The sequence below is a fragment of the Micromonospora sp. NPDC005171 genome (assembly GCF_040608575.1).
GTDB lineage: Bacteria > Actinomycetota > Actinomycetes > Mycobacteriales > Micromonosporaceae > Micromonospora.
In genome coordinates this window covers 76759-91809 of sequence record NZ_JBEXIM010000011.1, presented here as the reverse complement: position 1 = coordinate 91809, position 15051 = coordinate 76759, and the positions used below count along the sequence as shown (strand labels likewise).

The window sequence follows — 15051 nt, the reverse complement described above, 5'->3', positions numbered from 1 at the left end:
CCTTTGTCCGGCGCCGCCGCCGTCCGGCGACGCGTACCGTCTCACAACCGACTCAACAGTCGCCGCCGGAAGCGGCTTCCCGGGCGGCGACCGGAATCCGACGCCGACGGGCCAGCAGCACGGCGGCCCCGGGCAGGCTGGCCACCAAGACCAGTGCACCGTAGACAGTCGCGGTGGCGACACCCTCGGCCGCGCTGAGGCCGGCCGCGCCGAACACCCATGCTGCCACCCCCTCGCGCGGCCCGAAGCCGGCCACGTTCAACGGCAGGCCCATCGCGAGCAGGGCGAGCAGCGTCAACGGCAGCAGTCGGGACAGCGGGGCGTCCGAGCCGGCGGTACGCGCCGCCACCAGGAAGGTGGCCAGGTGACCGGCGACCATCACGGCCGAGGTGACCAGCACACCGAACCAGGTACGCCGCGCCAACAGCCCCGACCGCACGTCCGCCACTGCGGTACGCAGTGCCGTCGCCCAGCGCGAGCCGCCGCCGTTCGGGAGGGCCCGGGCCACCAGCACGGCGACCAGCCCACCGGCGAGGAGCAGCGCGGCGGCGACCGGCAGGTACGGCCGTACCGGGGACGGGAAGGCCGTGAGCACCACCAGCGCGACTCCGACCAGGACCACCTGCCCAGCGGTACGCTCCCAGACCACCGCGCGGATGCCCCGGCTGACGTCACCGGCGTCGCGGCCGTGGCGTACCGCCCGGTGCACGTCGCCGAGCACCCCGCCGGGCAGGGTGGCGTTGAGGAACACGGCCCGGTAGCAGTGCGCCACCGCGGTGGCCAGAGGCAGGCGGACGCCGAGGCCGCCGGCGACAAGGCTCCACCGCCACGCCGCGCAGACAGTGGTGAGCACTCCGATGACCAGCGCCGCCGCCAACGCTGGCGCGTCGATCAGTCGTACTCCGGCGAGGAACGGGCCAGTGCCCACCTGCCACAGCAGGACGGCGAGAAGACCCACCCCGCCGACCACTCGTGCCCAGGCCCAGAACATCGGCGCCGGTCCTCCCCTTGAAGATCGTCCACTTGCCCTAGTGCACGTACCCAGGGCGTGAACGGTTCATCCACCGGCGAGGAGGTCAGTGTGGTCGACCAGGACAGTGAGTCGGCCGGCCGCCGCGTCGGCCAACCGGCGGCGGGCGTACGCCTGGGCGGGGCCGGCAAGGTCGGGGCGCTGCTCACAGGCCGCCCCCAGCCAGCCCCGGAACCACTCGGCGGCCAGGTCGGCCTGCTCCGGGCCGAGACGCCACGGGCTGGGCCGTTCCCGCACGTCCACGCCGCGCCGGGCGAACGCGGCGGCGGTGACGGCGGCGGCATCCGGGCCGAGCAGCCGCCGGCCGTCGACGGTACGCCGCTGGTGGTCGTTGAACGCTGCCCCGACCACCTCGTCGAGCGGGTCGACCGGGGTGAACCGGACCCGCCCGGTCACCGAGACGGCGAACAGGGCCGGCCGGCCAGCGCAGGCGGCCACCACCCGTTCGACCTCCTCCGCGGTCAGCATGTCCAACAGCGCGGACGCGGTGACCACTGACGCGTCGGCCAGGTCGGCGGCGGTCAGCCGGGTGAGGTCGCCGCAGCGGGTGCTGACGGTGACCGGGGCGCCGTCGGCGGCTCTCACCCCGGTCATGCCCTCGGCGGCCCGGGCCAGCAGGTCGGCGTCCCGGTCGTGCAGCACCCAGTGCTGCGGTCCGGGCAGTCGGGTGGCGAGCCAGCGGCTCATCGAGCCGGTGCCGCTGCCCAGGTCGTGGATCACCGTCGGATGCCGGCCGGTCAATTGGAGGCGTACGGCGTTCACCAGGTCCTCGTCACGGGCGGCCGCGTCGGCCGCCTCGCGCAGCATCAGCCAGTCGGCGAACGGCAGGGTCTCCTCGACGGTCATCCCGCCACCTCCTCGAGCACTGCGGCCAGCAGCGCGGTCGTCACCGGCCAGTCGGTCAGGGTGTCGCGCCGGGCGAGGGCCGCACACCGCAGCTGGGCCCGCAGCTCGTCGTCGCCCAACCACCAGCTCAACGCGCCGGCCAGCGCGGCCGGATCGTCGGGCGGGACCAGCAGCCCCGGCAGGTCACCGTCGGGAGTGCGGCCCAGCGCCTCCGGTAGTCCGCCCACCTGGGTGGCCAGCACCGGTAGGCCGCGGGCCAGTGCCTCGGTGACGACCATGCCGTACGTCTCGCCTCGCGACGGCAGCACGAGCAGGTCCGCGCTGTCGTACGCGGCGTCGAGCGCCGCACCGGTCAGCGGGCCGGCCAGTCGGACCCGGTCGGCGAGGCCGGCGCTGGCGAGCCGGTCGCGCAGCTGGTGCACCAGCTCGGGCTCCCGGGTCAGCGTGCCGGCGCAGACCAGCGTCCAGGGCCCCTCGGCCACCACGGACAGCGCGTCGACCAGCACATCGTGGCCCTTGTGGTGGGTGACCGCGGCCACGCAGAGCAACCGGCCGCCGGTGGCCGAGCCGGGGGGCGTCGGCGGCGCGGGCGTCACACCCGGCGGCGCGACCCGGACACGGTCGGCGGGCAGCGAATGGCGGGTCAGCAGACGGCGGCGGGTCCATTCGCTGGTGGTGACGACGGCCCGCGCGGTGGCCAGCGCCCGCCCCTCGGCCTCGTCGTCCAGCGGCATGTGCACGAGGACGACCAGGCGCAGGCGGTGGGCGTGCGGGGCGAGCAGGTCCGGCACGGCCGAGGCGATCAGACCGTCGAGCAGCACCACCGCCTCGTCGGGCGCGGCGGCCAGCAGCGTGGCCAACTCCGCCCGTTCGGCCTGGCCCGGGTGCGGCCACGCCCCGGGCACCGCATGCTCGTGCACCACCCAGCCGCACTCGCCGAGCCCCGAGCAGATCCGCCGGTCATAGGTGTTGCCGCCGCTGGGCGTGGTCGGGTCGTCGATGTCGCCGGGCAGGACGACGTGCACCACCCGGGGGTGCCGGCGGAGGACCGGGTCGGCGTCGCTCGCGTCCGACCGGCCCGCGTCGGTCACAGCGACCGTTCGTAGCTGGCCCAGGCGATGTGCGACTCGTGCAGGGTGACAGTGATGCCGGTCAGGTCGCGCGCCCCCGCGCCCAGCTCACCCGCGTGCACCCGCTCGACCAGTCGGTCCGCGACGGTACGGGCCAGCACCTCCGTGGTGGTGTTCACCCCGGCGAACGCCGGTTCGTCGTCGAGGTTGCGGTAGGTCAGCTCGCTCAGCACGGCCCGCAGCTGCTCGGTGGCCAGGCCGATGTCCACAACGATCCCGTCGGCGTCCAGCTCGGGCCGGCGGAACGTCGCGTCCACCACGAACGTCGCGCCGTGCAGGCGTTGGGCGGGCCCGAACACCTCGCCTCGGAAGCTGTGGGCGATCATCATGTGGTCCCGAACGGTCACGCTGAACACGATCACTCTCCGTCGTCGTAGGTGATGAGGTGACAGAGCGCGGGCAGGTCGCCCGAGCTGAGTCTGGCGAGCACGTCGGGCAGCTCCGCGAACCGGGACGCACCGGTGATCAACGCGTCGAAGGCCGGGTCGTCGAGCAGGTCCAGGGCGAGCGCGAGTCGGTCGGCGTAGCTGCGCCGGCCCCGTCGGGCGGGTGCCACCATGCCGACCTGACTGCTGCGCACTGTCAGTCGACCGGAGTGGAACGCGCCACCCAGCGACACCTGCACCGGCCGGTCGCCGTACCAGCTCAGCTCGATGACCGTGCCCTCCGGGGCGAGCAGGTCCAGCGATTGTTGCAGGCCGGCGGCGGTGGCGCTGGCGTGCACGACCAGGTCCCGGTCACCGCGGGCGTCGGCCGGGCTGGCGAAGTCGACGCCGAGCGCCCCGGCCACGCCGGCCCGGCGCGCGTCGGTGTCGACCAACTCGACGTGCACGCCGGGGAACCGGGCCAGCAGCGCCGCGACGCAGCAGCCCACCATGCCCGCGCCGATCACGGTGACCCGGTCACCGACCAGCGGCGCCGCGTCCCACAGCGCGTTGACGGCGGTCTCCACAGTTCCGGCGAGCACCGCTCGGGCGGCGGGCACCCCCTCCGGCACCGGCACCACAGCACTCACCGGCACGACGTACGCGCTCTGGTGCGGGTGCAGGCAGAACACCGTCCGCCCACGTAGCTCCGGCGGGCCCTGCTCGACCACGCCGACGCTGAGGTAGCCGTACTTCACCGGGCCGGGAAACTCGCCCTCCTGAAACGGCGCGCGCATCGTGGCGTACTGGTCGGCGGGCACCCGGCCGGCGAAGACCAGCGTTTCGGTGCCCCGGCTGACCCCCGAGTAGCGGGCCCGGACCAGCACCTCGTCGGGGCCCGGGTCGGTCAGGGACACCGGCTGGATCTCGGCCACGCCGGGTTCACGCACCCAACAGGCGGACGCCTCGCGGATCACCGTCGCGCACCTCAGCTCTGCTTCGGGCCGAACCGATCGGCCATGTCGGGGTCCCCCGGTCGGGGTTGTCGATCATAAACACGGAAGTTCGGCGCGCACAGTTCGAAGCCCGCCCGACATGACCACCATTCGAAGAGAGCTGAGATAGGGTGCTTCACCCTCACCAACCGGTCCGGCTCCCGCGCCACGATGACCGCGACAGTCACGGTCACTGATTCGGGGGTGGCGCCACCACCTCGGTCAACCGCCAGACCCTGGTCGCGACGTCGTAAACCATCCTGCGATCGACCTGCTTCGGAACCGCCCGGTCGAGCCGCCACGGTTCGGACATGGCGTGCAGATCGACGGTCACCGAGTCCCGCGTCGCGGTGTCGAGTTCGCCGACCCAGTGCCGGCTCTCCTCGATCAGGCTCTGCACGGTCTCGACGTCGGGCGCCGTCACCGCCACCGCCGTCGTGTCGACGAGCGCCGAGCCGACCAGCAGGGCCAGGAGCCGGCCGAGGACCGCGGCGGGCACCGCGCGGTCCGTCGTTTCGACAGCCACGTAGCAGTCGTCGTGCCCGGAGAACAGCAGGCGTGAGCCTGCGAGAGCAGGCAGGACCGGCTCGCCGAAGGTGGACGCTCCGATGACGACGATGATCTCGTCGATGCGCTCGGCGGAAGGGGAACCCGGCACGTCGACAAGTGTCAGCTCGTAGGGGTACCAGTCGGCCAGGAACCGCTGCAGCTGCTCCCGGCGGATCAGCAGGGCCTCTTCGCTGAGGCCGACGACCCCGGCTGCCAGCGCGCCGACCTGATGCACCTCGAAGCTGACGCCCTGCTCCGCCGCGATCTGCGACGGCCGCCACTGCTGATACTCCTCGTCCAGGAAGCTGTTGGTCTCCAGACCGACAACCATGATGGTGTCGTTCCCGGCAGGCATGAGCACGTCGACCAGCTCCGAGGCCTGCGCCGCTGTCGCGCTCACCATCCAGGAGCCGCCTGCCTCACGAACGCTGAAGCTCAACGGGAAGGGCACGCTGGCCTGTCCCACGGTGTTCACGGAGAACGCGCCATGAGGCCCGACCTCGACCGTCGCGGCGCCGTCCCCGGCGATCGGATAGCCGATCGCGGCGATGTCCGTCCGCAGGTCGGCGACACTGAGCCGCGGGTTCAGGGCCCGTGTCACGGTGTCGGTGAGCGGTCGATGGGCAACGATGTGCTCGACTGCCGCCCGGTCCACAGGCATCTCGTAGTAGTCGACGGCGAACTCGACGAAACGGTCGACGATGTCGTCGAGCAGGATGTCGAGCATGCCGGACCCGTCCGGGTCGCTGTCGTCGTACGGTCCGCGCGGTGGTCGGAAGGCGATGCGGTCGCCGGCGTGCCAGCGATCGTCCCCCGCCAGCCGCCACAGCACCGTCGTCGCGATGAGTCGTCCGGCCTCGTCGCAGAAGGCGGGTTCCGTCACCTGCGGACGCAGCACCTCCGGGACACCGTCGACCAGGCCCGGCCACAGCTCGTGGTCCGGATGACGGTACGGCGACATCGCCGACTCATGGTCGAAGAGTCGGATGAAGGCGCCGTCCGGGGTGAACACGACTGCCCACTCGTCGCCGCTGCCGTTGCTCATCAGCGCCGCCTCGTCCGTGCCCCAGCTCGAGGTGTAGGCGTAGTAGGGGTCCCCGCCGTCGATGATGCGCTCGAGCACGGCCAGTGCCTTGCAGCGCTGCCGCAGCCGGTCGATGTCAGGAAGTCTGGCGGCGATGTCGTGGGCGGTCACCGGGTCACCTTAGTGAGGCGGCGGCACCCCGGTGTCGGGCGCGAGGACTCGGGTGAAGAACGCCAGGCTGTCGCGGATCAGCGGCTCCAGCGGCACTCCGGCGAAACAGTGGTCGGCTCCCTGCGCCACCGACAACTCGACCTCGGCGCCCGCCGCGGTCAATGCCGCGGCAAGCTCTTCGCTCTGCCCGACCGGTACGACCAGGTCCTGGTCGCCGTGCACCAGCAGCATGGGCGGAGCCTGGTCGGTGACGAAGGTGATCGGACTGGCCGCCCGGCCCAGCTCAGGGTTCCCGGCCAACGGGGCACCGATCAGGCGGGACTCCGGCGAGTCGGCCGCGTCGTGGTCGATCGTCCCGGCTGGATGGGCCTGCGACTGAATGGTCAGCAGGTTCGACGGCGCGTACCAGCAGACCGCGGCCCGGACGCGGCTGTCGTCCTGGTCGTCCCCCGTCAGCGCGACCATCGAGGCCAGATGTCCACCGGCTGATTCGCCCCACACCCCGATCCGCTCGCGGTCCACGCCCACCGTCTCGCCCTGTCGGCGCAGCCAGCGCACCGCCGCCTTGACGTCGTCGAGTTGGGCGGGGAAGGGGGCCTCGCCGCTGAGCCGGTACTGCGCTGAGGCGACGGCGAATCCGGCCCGGATGGCGGCGGTGAACGGATCCGCTTCCATGAGCCAGTCCGCCGGCTGCTTGGGCGAGCCGAACAACCACGCGCCACCGTGGATCCACACCAGAACCGGGGCTGGTGCGGGGGCCCCGGCCGGCACGACAAGGTCCAACGTCAGCGGGCGGAAGCCCGGGACCTCGTTGACCACGATGTCGCGGTGCTCGACCCGGTCGGTCCAGCCTCGGGATGCCGCATCGATCATCACGCCATCTTCGCACCGACGATCCCGGGTGTGCCGAGCAGCGGACCGGACACGTCTGGCCTTGATCGACACCGGGTGGGTGCTGTCGGGGTGTCCCGGTGGCGGGGACGCCCCGATGTCACGAAAGCCGAGTCGATCACTGCTGCTTGTCGGGCGCGGCGGGGCGGGCGCGGACGTGCAGCCGCTCCCCCTGCGGCCCGAAGAGACTGAGGGCCTCGGCGGTGCCGGGGCCGGGGTTGAAAAAGAGGTGCGGGATGCGGGTGTCGAACTCGGCCACCTCCCCCGGGGTCAGCGTCAGATCACGATCGCCGAGCAGCAGGCGGAGCCGGCCGGAAAGCACGTAGAGCCACTCGTACCCCTCGTGGGCCTGCGGGATTCGGCCCCCGGCGGACGGGTCCGGCGGGAAGATCTGCTTGAACGCCTGGACACCGCCCGGTCGGCGGGTCAGCGGCAGGTACGTCACGCCGTGGATGACGATCGGCTTCGGGCGTACCCGGGGGTCGCCGGTGGCGGGGGCGTCGACCAGTTCGTCGAGCGCCACCTGGTAGGCCCTCGCCAGTGGGAGAAGCAGCTCCAGGGTGGGGCGGCGGCTACCGGACTCCAGCCGGGACAGGGTGCTCACCGAGATGCCTGTCAGATCGGCGAGCTGGGTCAGCGTGGTCCCGCGTTGGTGACGCAGGGCACGCAACCGGGGGCCGACGGCCGCCAGTGCGGCGCTGTCCTCGTTTGCCATAACGGCAAGGATAGTTGCCACCTTGCCGACGGCGACGGATCGTGGGCGCAGCCGACAGAGCAAGAGGAGATACCGGTGGACGAGACATATGACGTGGTGGTGGTGGGCGGCGGCGCCGCAGGGCTCAGCGGAGCCCTGGCGCTGAGCCGGGCCCGACGATCGGTGCTGGTGATCGACTCCGGTGAGCCGCGCAACGCGCCGGCCGACCGGATACACAACTACCTGGGCCGGGAGGGAACGCCGCCGGGCGAGCTGCTCGCCATCGGCCGGACCGAGGTGGCCGGGTACGGCGGGCAGTTCCGCACCGGTCGGGTGAAGGCCGCGACCCGGGACGACGACGGGTTCCGGCTGAGCCTCGACGACGGGGCGTCGGTGCGGGCCCGCCGGCTGCTGGTGACCACCGGTCTGACCGACGAGCTGCCCGACGTGCCCGGCCTGGCCCAGCGGTGGGGTCGCGACGTGCTGCACTGCCCGTACTGCCACGGGTGGGAGGTTCAGGACCGGCGAATCGGCGTCCTGGCGACCAGCCCGCTGAGCGTGCACCAGGCCGAGATGTGGCGACAGTGGAGCTCCAGCGTGCTGCTCCTGCTGCACGACGCCCCGGCGCCGGACGCGGAGACCGCCGAGCGGCTCGCCGCCCGGAGCATCGCGGTGGTGCCCGGTCCGGTCGCCGCGGTGGAGGTGACCGACGACGCGCTGACCGGCGTACGGCTCGCCGACGGCCGGGTGGTGGCGCTCGACGCGATCGTGGTGGCGACGCGGTTGACTCCCCGCGCCGACGTGCTGGTGGGGCTGGGTCTGGCCCCGGAGGAGGTGACGATGGGTGAGCACGTCATCGGCGCCCAGATCCCGACCGACGCCACAGGTGCGACGACAGTCAGTGGTGTCTGGGTGGCGGGCAACGTGGCCGACATCCGCGGTCAGGTGATCACGTCCGCCGGGGCCGGGCTGAACGCGGCAGCGGCGATCAACGCTGATCTCATCGCCGAGGAGACCCGCGACGCGGTGGCCGCGTACCGGCAGTTGGTGGCCACGACGTTCGAGGAGCCGGCGTGGGAGGAGCGCTACCAGTCCCGCCCGTCGGTGTGGAGTGGTCGGCCGAACCCGCAACTGGTCGCCGAGGTCACCGACCTGGCCCCGGGACGCGCGCTGGACGTGGGCAGCGGCGAGGGCGCCGACGCGGTGTGGTTGGCCGAGCGCGGCTGGCAGGTGACGGCGGTGGACATCTCCACCACGGCGCTGAGCCGGGCCGCCGCGCACGCCGAGACCGCCGGCGTGGGTGACCGGATCGAGTTCACCCACGCCGACCTGCGGGACAAGCCGCCCACAGAGGAGGCGTACGACCTGGTGTCCGCGCAGTTCATGCACCTGCCCCCGGCGCAGCGGCGGGAGTTGTTCGGCCGGCTGGGCGCGGCGGTGGCACCGGGCGGCGTTTTGCTGATCGTCGGGCACCACCCGTCGGATCTGTGGGGGTCGGCGCACCGGATGCACATGCCGGACATGATGTACACCGCGCAGGACGTGGCCGCCGATCTGGACCCGGCCCGCTGGGAGGTGCTGACGGCGGAGGAACGCTCCCGCCTCGCCACCACCCCGAACGGCGAGGAGGTCACCCACCACGACGCGGTCCTGGTCGCCCGCCGACGCTGACCTCGCCCCGCGTCCCCACGTCGACCTGCGTCGATCATGGACTTACGCCGGATGACAAAGGTGGTGGAGCACCACAGTTCCGGCACCACGAGTCCATGATCGGCGCGGGAACGGGGCAACGCGGGGCGACAACGTGAGAGGTGGTGGGGCAGGACTTCGCCTGAGGTCCGCTCGGCGGTAGCGTTGCGCCACACTGACGGCCCGTGGGGCAGGCGACCGCCGACCCTGACGCCCCGATCGTACGGAGGATGGTGCATGTCCATCGGCGCTGAGCCGCACGCAGCACGCGACGATGCGGCCTCCCGGCCGAGCTTCGAGCTCGCCCTGCGCGGATACGACAAACGCCAGGTGGACCGGCACCTGGAGCAGCTCGACGGTCAGATCGCGATGCTGAGTGGGGAGCACGGGCGCTCCGCCGTCCGCGTCCGTGAACTGACCGCCGAGGTGCAGCGGCTGCGTGCCGAGCTGGCCGAGCTTCAGGAGCAACCCGTGCAGGTGGACCGCGCCTCGTTCCACGATCTGGGCCCGATGGTCGGCGAGATCATGGCACTCGCCGAGAAGCAGGCCGGCATCATCACCGAGTCGGCGACCGACCGGGCGAACGAGCTGCGCAGCGAAGCGGAGCGGATTCTCGCTGACACCCGTGAGCGGGCCGCGCAGGCACGTCAGGACCTGTCCGAGGAGCTGGCCGCCCGGCGGGCCGAGCAGGAGCAGGCGCACGAGGAACGGCGCACCCTGGCCGAGGCCGAGTTGACCGCGATCCGCGAGCACGCCGAGCAGTTGCGGGCCGACGGTGAGGCCGCGCACGAGCGCGCCCAGCACGAGGCCAAGCGGATCACCGAACAGAGCGCGCAGCAGCTCAACCAGACCCGCGTCGCCGCAGACGCGCTGATGAAGTCGGCCCGAACCCAGATCCAGCAGGAACTCCAGTCGGCCCGCTCCAAGCACCAGCAGGAGATGACCCAGTGGCAGGCCAGCGTGGAGCGGGAGGTCAACGAACGGCGTACCGCAGCCGAGCAGGACATCGCCGAACAGCAGGCCGCCGCCGAGCAGGAGCTGGCCGAGCAGCGCAGCGCGACCGAGCAGCAGATCGCCGCGCTGCTGGCCGAGGCACAGCAGCACGTCACCGAGCTGCGCAACCGCGCCGACGAGCAGGCCGCCAGCCATCAGCAGCAGCTCGCCGTCCTGCAGAAGGAGCTTGAGGAGCGCCGGCAGGAGGCCGCGGAGCTGCACGCCGAACTGGACACCGGCCGCCAGCAGCTCGCCGAGATCCGCCAGGAGGGCGAGGCGCTGGAGAACGAGCTGTCCCGGATGCAGCAGCGGCTCAGTGACGTCCGCCGGGACCTGACCGCCGAGAGCGCCCGACTGGAGGAGGCCCGCCGCGCCGGGGACTCCGCCGAGCGGCACGCCAAGGAGGTCCGCGCCCGCGTACAGCGGGAGGCGAAGCGGGTGGCGGACCTCGCCGCCGCCGCGGTCATGGCCGCGGCAGCCGGCGGTACGGAGACCGCTGAATACCCGATGGTGGGTTCCCGTTCCAGCGTCGACCGACCCGCCCCCGAGCGGGTGAGCGTCGAGCGGCTCAACGTCGACCGCGTCGGTGTCGACCGGCACTCCACCGAGCGTCCCACCCCGGACGATGCGGACGCCGACCGCGCCACTGCCGGCCGCGCCCCGCTCGACAGTGGCCCCGCCGACCAGGCCCCGGCCGGGCAGGTGAACGGCGACCAGGCCCCGGCCGAGCAGGCGAACGGCGAGCACGGTGGCGCACCGGCGGCGGACGAGCCGGCGCCCGACCGTACGGCCACCCGGGAGGTGAGCGCCGACGACGCCGAGCCGGCCTTCCCTCGGCACATCGGCACGGACGCGCCGACGCCCGTACCGTTCCTGGCCTTCGGGCAGCCGGTCAGCGAGAACGGCGCGTCCCGGCACTGACCTCAGCGGTACGCGAACGACAGGTCACGGGCAATGGCTGACCAGCGGCGATCAGGTCCGGATGGTGGCCCGGACGGATTCTGCGCGGAACCGGATCGCCGTACCCGACGGAGCTGGCAGGCTGGGCTGGCCGCCGCGCACCAGCGGTGGCCGCCGGCCTGGCCGGTGACCGAGAGGAGCGCCCGGTGACCGACCAACCGGAGGAGTTCGACCTGCTCGTGGTCGGTGGCGGCAAGGCCGGCAAGACGTTGAGCATGGACGTCGCCCGTTCCGGGCAGCGGGTCGCCATGGTCGAACGCGGCATGATCGGCGGCAGCTGCATCAACGTCGCCTGCATCCCGACGAAGGCGTTGGTGACCAGCGCACGGGCCGCTCGTCAGCTACGGGACGCGTCGGCGCTCGGCCTGGTGGTGGAGGGCGGCCGGGTCGACGTGGACCTGTTGCGCGCGCACAAGCAGGACGTGGTCGAGGGGATGGTCGCCGCGAACCGGCAGCAGTTCCTCGACTCCGGCCTGCACCTGGTGATCGGTGAGGCCGGGTTCGTCGGCCCACGGACCGTGCGGGTGGCACTCGACGACGGCGGTGAGCGACTACTGCGCGGCAGTGACGTGGTGATCAACACGGGCACCCGCCCCCATCTGCCGTCGGTGCCCGGGATGGCCGAGGCCGGGGTGCTCACCAGCGAGGAGCTGCTGCGCCTGGATCGGCTGCCGGCCCGGCTGGTGGTGCTCGGCGGCGGCACCGTCGGGGTGGAGTTCGCGCAGATGTTCGCGTTGTTCGGCAGCGCGGTGACGCTGGTCGAGGGCGGTCCACGGCTGCTCACCCGGGAGGATCCCGATGTGAGCGACGCGGTGATGCGCGTCTTCCTCGACGATGGCATCGACGTACGGGTTGGTGTCGCGGTCGGGCGGGTCGACCGGGACGCCGACGGCGCACTGCGGGTGACGCTTGACGACGGCAGCGTGGTGATCGGGGACGACGTGCTGGTGGCGGCCGGCCGGGAACCGGTCACCGACGGGCTCGGCCTGGACGCGGCCGGCGTACGTCTCAGCGAGCGGGGCTTCGTGGAGGTCGACGAACACCTGCGCACCAGTGCCGAGCGCACCTGGGCGGCCGGAGACGTCGCCGGCAGCCCACAGTTCACCCACGTCTCGTTGGACGACTACCGGATCATCCGGGCGAACCTCGCCGGGGGCCAGCGCAGCACCGCCGACCGGCTGATCCCGTACACCGTCTTCACCACCCCCGAGCTGGCGCGGGTCGGGCTGACCGAGACCGAGGCGCGCCGGGCCGGGTACGACGTCGAGGTCGCCCACCTGCCGGTCGCCGCCATCCCCCGGGCCCGCACCCTGCGTCAGACCCGGGGAATGTGGAAGGCGGTCATCGACACCAGCACCGACCGGATCCTCGGCGCGGCGTTGCTCGGCGCAGAGGCCGGCGAGGTGATCACCTCGGTGCAGTTGGCCATGCTCGCCGGGATGCCGTGGACCGCCCTGCGGGACGCGGTCATCACCCACCCGACCATGACCGAGGGTCTCAACCTGCTCTTCGCCTCGCTGGAATCCCGCCCGGTCCGCTGAGCGGCGGGAAGTCGCCCGCGCAACGGCTACCCGGCGATCTCGTCGCGTACCCGTTGCTGGAAGGCGCGGGCCTGCGCCCCGGCGGGCGGTGGTCCGCCGTGCCGCGCGGCGACCGCCCGCTGGATCACCTCGGCCGGGTCGCCCGCGGCGATCAGCCGCTGACCGGCCGCTGTCTTCGCGAGCCAGATGCCGTCGCGGTGGCGCACCAGCGACCGGCAGGCCCCGAGCACGGCGTCCTCGGTGCCGGGTGCGGGCTGGTCGGCCGGCGGGGTGGGTAGGGCGAGCCACCAGGTCAGCGCCTCGATGAGCAGCCGGCGCAGGTCGGCCGGGGCGAGGTCGGCGAAGACCTCCCCCGCTGGCGGGCCGAGCAGTGCGAGTCCGCTCTGGTGCAGGATGCTGCGGTCGAGGCCGTACCAGAATCGGCCGTCGGCATCCGGGCGGTCGGCGGGGTCGAGGGTGCGCCGGAACGGCATGCCGGCCCCGGTGTTCAGTTCGACCTCGAAGCCGGGCTCGGGGGTGCCGGAGGCGGCCACCGCCCGGTCGTAGACGACCAACTCCAGCCCGCGCGCCGGACAGGGCAGCGCCTCGTGCCGCAGCCGCGCGACCAACGTCCGCTTGGTTGCCTCGGCGAGCGGCCCGGCGCTGAGCAGCGCCACGTCCACGTCGCTGCGGCCCGGCTGGTACGCCCCGAGCCCGACCGAGCCGGCGGCGTACGCCCCGACCAGGTCGGTGCCGAGCACGTCCCGGGCGGTGCTGACCAGGTCCTCGAGGTAGCGCTGAAGATCGGAGTGCACGGGCCATCATGACGCACGGGCTGGGACCGGGCCGGACCTACCCCGCGTAGAGCAGCAGCAGACCGGCGACGGTGTAGGCGACCATCAGCGCCAGCAGGGGTAGTTGGCCGGCCACCGCCCGGGCCCGGGGGAACAGGTACAGGGCGCGGTCGTGGGCGAGCAGGGTGCCGAGCAGGTGCCCGAGGATGATGACGGTGATCTGCAGGGCGGCCACCCCGGAGGGCGTGACCAGTGCGGTGTTCGGCTCCCAGTCGGCGGTGCCGAGCCAGTTGGCGCCGGTGCCGAGCGGGTCGGAGAGCAACGCGACGGTGCGCTGGCCCTCGAGGATCAGCAGCGAGTAGTAGTGCGCCACCACGTACCCCACTGCGATCGGCACGATGGAGTGGGCGATCTCGCCCGGCATCGCACGGGCGTCGCCCGCGTCGGCGCGACCGATGCGCGCCGCGGCGCCGGTGGCGGCGAGGTACGCCACAGCGACGGCGGCGATGACGAGGCTCAGACCGGCGGTGCCGGTGACCGCCGGGTGCAGGCCGTTCTCCTGGCTGAAGCGCAACCAGCCCGGCGCGTTGGAGAGGCTGTCGTACATCGTCGAGCCGAGCAGCACGATCACCACGGCGACCAGCCCGGGGCGGGGTCGCAGGCCGGCGATCCCGTCGAGCGGGTTGCGCCACACCAGGACGCCGTCGGCGGCCCGGCCGAGCGGGGCGAGCTGTCCGATAAGGCTGCTGTACGCCTCGAACGGGTCGGCGTGGTCGAACCATCCGGCGCCGAACACCACGGCCCCGGCCAGCAGGACCACCGCGTACCCGGTCAGCCAGGCGGTGATGACCGGCAGTGTGGCCCGGTCGGGGGCGACAAGTTCCAGCCAGACGAACCCGAACACCGTGGCGGCGGCCGGCCACCACCCGACGCTTTCGGGCAGCTCACGCAGCCCACGGTTCGGGTCGCGCCGCGCCGCCAGCGCCGCGAGCAGGTGCACGGTGCGCAGCGGGTTGACCGCCCGCCAGACCGGGCCGAGCAGCAGCGACAGCGGGGCCAGCCCTACCCAGAGCAGCACGTAGAGCGCGCCGGCGGTCGGGTTGTCCACGGTGTCCGGCCCGCCCAGCAGACCGAGGCAGAACCAGGCGGCGGCGAGCAGGCCGAGCCCGCGCAGCGCCCACCGGAAGGCGGGCGCGTCGACGAGTAGGGCGAGCCGGCGCGGCACCGGGCGACCGCCGGTGGCGTCCCGGTCGAGTCGGGGTTCGCGCCAGAGCAGGCCCAGCGCCAGGAACGTGACGACGAGGGTCAGCGCGGCGGCGACGACGAGCTGTGGCAGCGTGATCGGCAGGTCCTGGCGGCCACCGACGCCGTGTGCCAGCAGCGTGGGAGCGGCCGTCATG

General features: G+C 72.9%; 13 protein-coding genes. 3 read left to right on the top strand and 10 right to left on the bottom strand.

Going from position 1 to position 15051, the window contains the following annotated elements; genetic code table 11:
- Window positions 1–52: 52 nt before the first annotated feature.
- The 8 genes from ABZU74_RS16635 to ABZU74_RS16600 all read right to left on the bottom strand — a co-directional run bounded on the left by ABZU74_RS16635 (window position 53) and on the right by ABZU74_RS16600 (window position 7716).
- Window positions 53–991, bottom strand: coding sequence for a lysylphosphatidylglycerol synthase transmembrane domain-containing protein (locus ABZU74_RS16635; RefSeq protein ID WP_355424075.1), 939 nt, complete (start codon window positions 989–991; stop codon window positions 53–55).
- Window positions 992–1057: 66 nt separating this feature from the next.
- Window positions 1058–1876, bottom strand: coding sequence for a class I SAM-dependent methyltransferase (locus ABZU74_RS16630; protein ID WP_355424072.1), 819 nt, complete (start codon window positions 1874–1876; stop codon window positions 1058–1060).
- Complete coding sequence (locus tag ABZU74_RS16625) at window positions 1873–2901, bottom strand: glycosyltransferase family 4 protein (protein WP_355424256.1); 1029 nt, start codon at window positions 2899–2901, stop codon at window positions 1873–1875. Before ABZU74_RS16625 ends, ABZU74_RS16630 begins: the two co-directional genes overlap by 4 nt.
- 62 nt (window positions 2902–2963) lie before the next feature.
- Window positions 2964–3362, bottom strand: coding sequence for a 6-carboxytetrahydropterin synthase (locus ABZU74_RS16620; RefSeq protein ID WP_355424069.1), 399 nt, complete (start codon window positions 3360–3362; stop codon window positions 2964–2966).
- 2 nt (window positions 3363–3364) lie between these two features.
- A complete protein-coding gene (locus ABZU74_RS16615; protein ID WP_355424066.1) occupies window positions 3365–4348 on the bottom strand; it encodes a dehydrogenase in 984 nt (327 codons plus the stop codon).
- Window positions 4349–4556: 208 nt separating this feature from the next.
- Window positions 4557–6110, bottom strand: a complete 1554-nt coding sequence (locus ABZU74_RS16610) for a hypothetical protein (protein ID WP_355424063.1) — start codon at window positions 6108–6110, stop codon at window positions 4557–4559.
- 9 nt (window positions 6111–6119) lie between these two features.
- On the bottom strand, window positions 6120–6983 hold the full coding sequence (locus ABZU74_RS16605; protein WP_355424061.1) for an alpha/beta hydrolase: 864 nt from the start codon (window positions 6981–6983) through the stop codon (window positions 6120–6122).
- A gap of 136 nt (window positions 6984–7119) precedes the next feature.
- The gene (locus ABZU74_RS16600; protein ID WP_196923396.1) at window positions 7120–7716 is read right to left on the bottom strand and encodes a helix-turn-helix transcriptional regulator; all 597 of its coding nucleotides are present in this window, start codon (window positions 7714–7716) and stop codon (window positions 7120–7122) included.
- Between the two features lie 75 nt (window positions 7717–7791).
- Here ABZU74_RS16600 and ABZU74_RS16595 point away from each other — a divergent pair, with 75 nt between their 5' ends.
- The 3 genes from ABZU74_RS16595 (at window position 7792) to ABZU74_RS16585 (ending at window position 12878) form a co-directional block, all read left to right on the top strand.
- A complete protein-coding gene (locus ABZU74_RS16595) occupies window positions 7792–9366 on the top strand; it encodes a bifunctional NAD(P)/FAD-dependent oxidoreductase/class I SAM-dependent methyltransferase (RefSeq protein WP_355424058.1) in 1575 nt (524 codons plus the stop codon).
- A gap of 255 nt (window positions 9367–9621) precedes the next feature.
- Window positions 9622–11298, top strand: coding sequence for a hypothetical protein (locus ABZU74_RS16590; protein WP_355424055.1), 1677 nt, complete (start codon window positions 9622–9624; stop codon window positions 11296–11298).
- Between the two features lie 185 nt (window positions 11299–11483).
- Complete coding sequence (locus ABZU74_RS16585) at window positions 11484–12878, top strand: FAD-dependent oxidoreductase (protein WP_355424052.1); 1395 nt, start codon at window positions 11484–11486, stop codon at window positions 12876–12878.
- Between the two features lie 26 nt (window positions 12879–12904).
- Here ABZU74_RS16585 and ABZU74_RS16580 read toward each other — a convergent pair whose 3' ends face one another.
- Window positions 12905–13672, bottom strand: a complete 768-nt coding sequence (locus ABZU74_RS16580; protein WP_355424049.1) for a nucleotidyltransferase domain-containing protein — start codon at window positions 13670–13672, stop codon at window positions 12905–12907.
- 37 nt (window positions 13673–13709) lie between these two features.
- Window positions 13710–15050, bottom strand: coding sequence for a hypothetical protein (locus ABZU74_RS16575; RefSeq protein ID WP_355424046.1), 1341 nt, complete (start codon window positions 15048–15050; stop codon window positions 13710–13712).
- Between the last annotated feature and the right edge of the window lies 1 nt (window position 15051).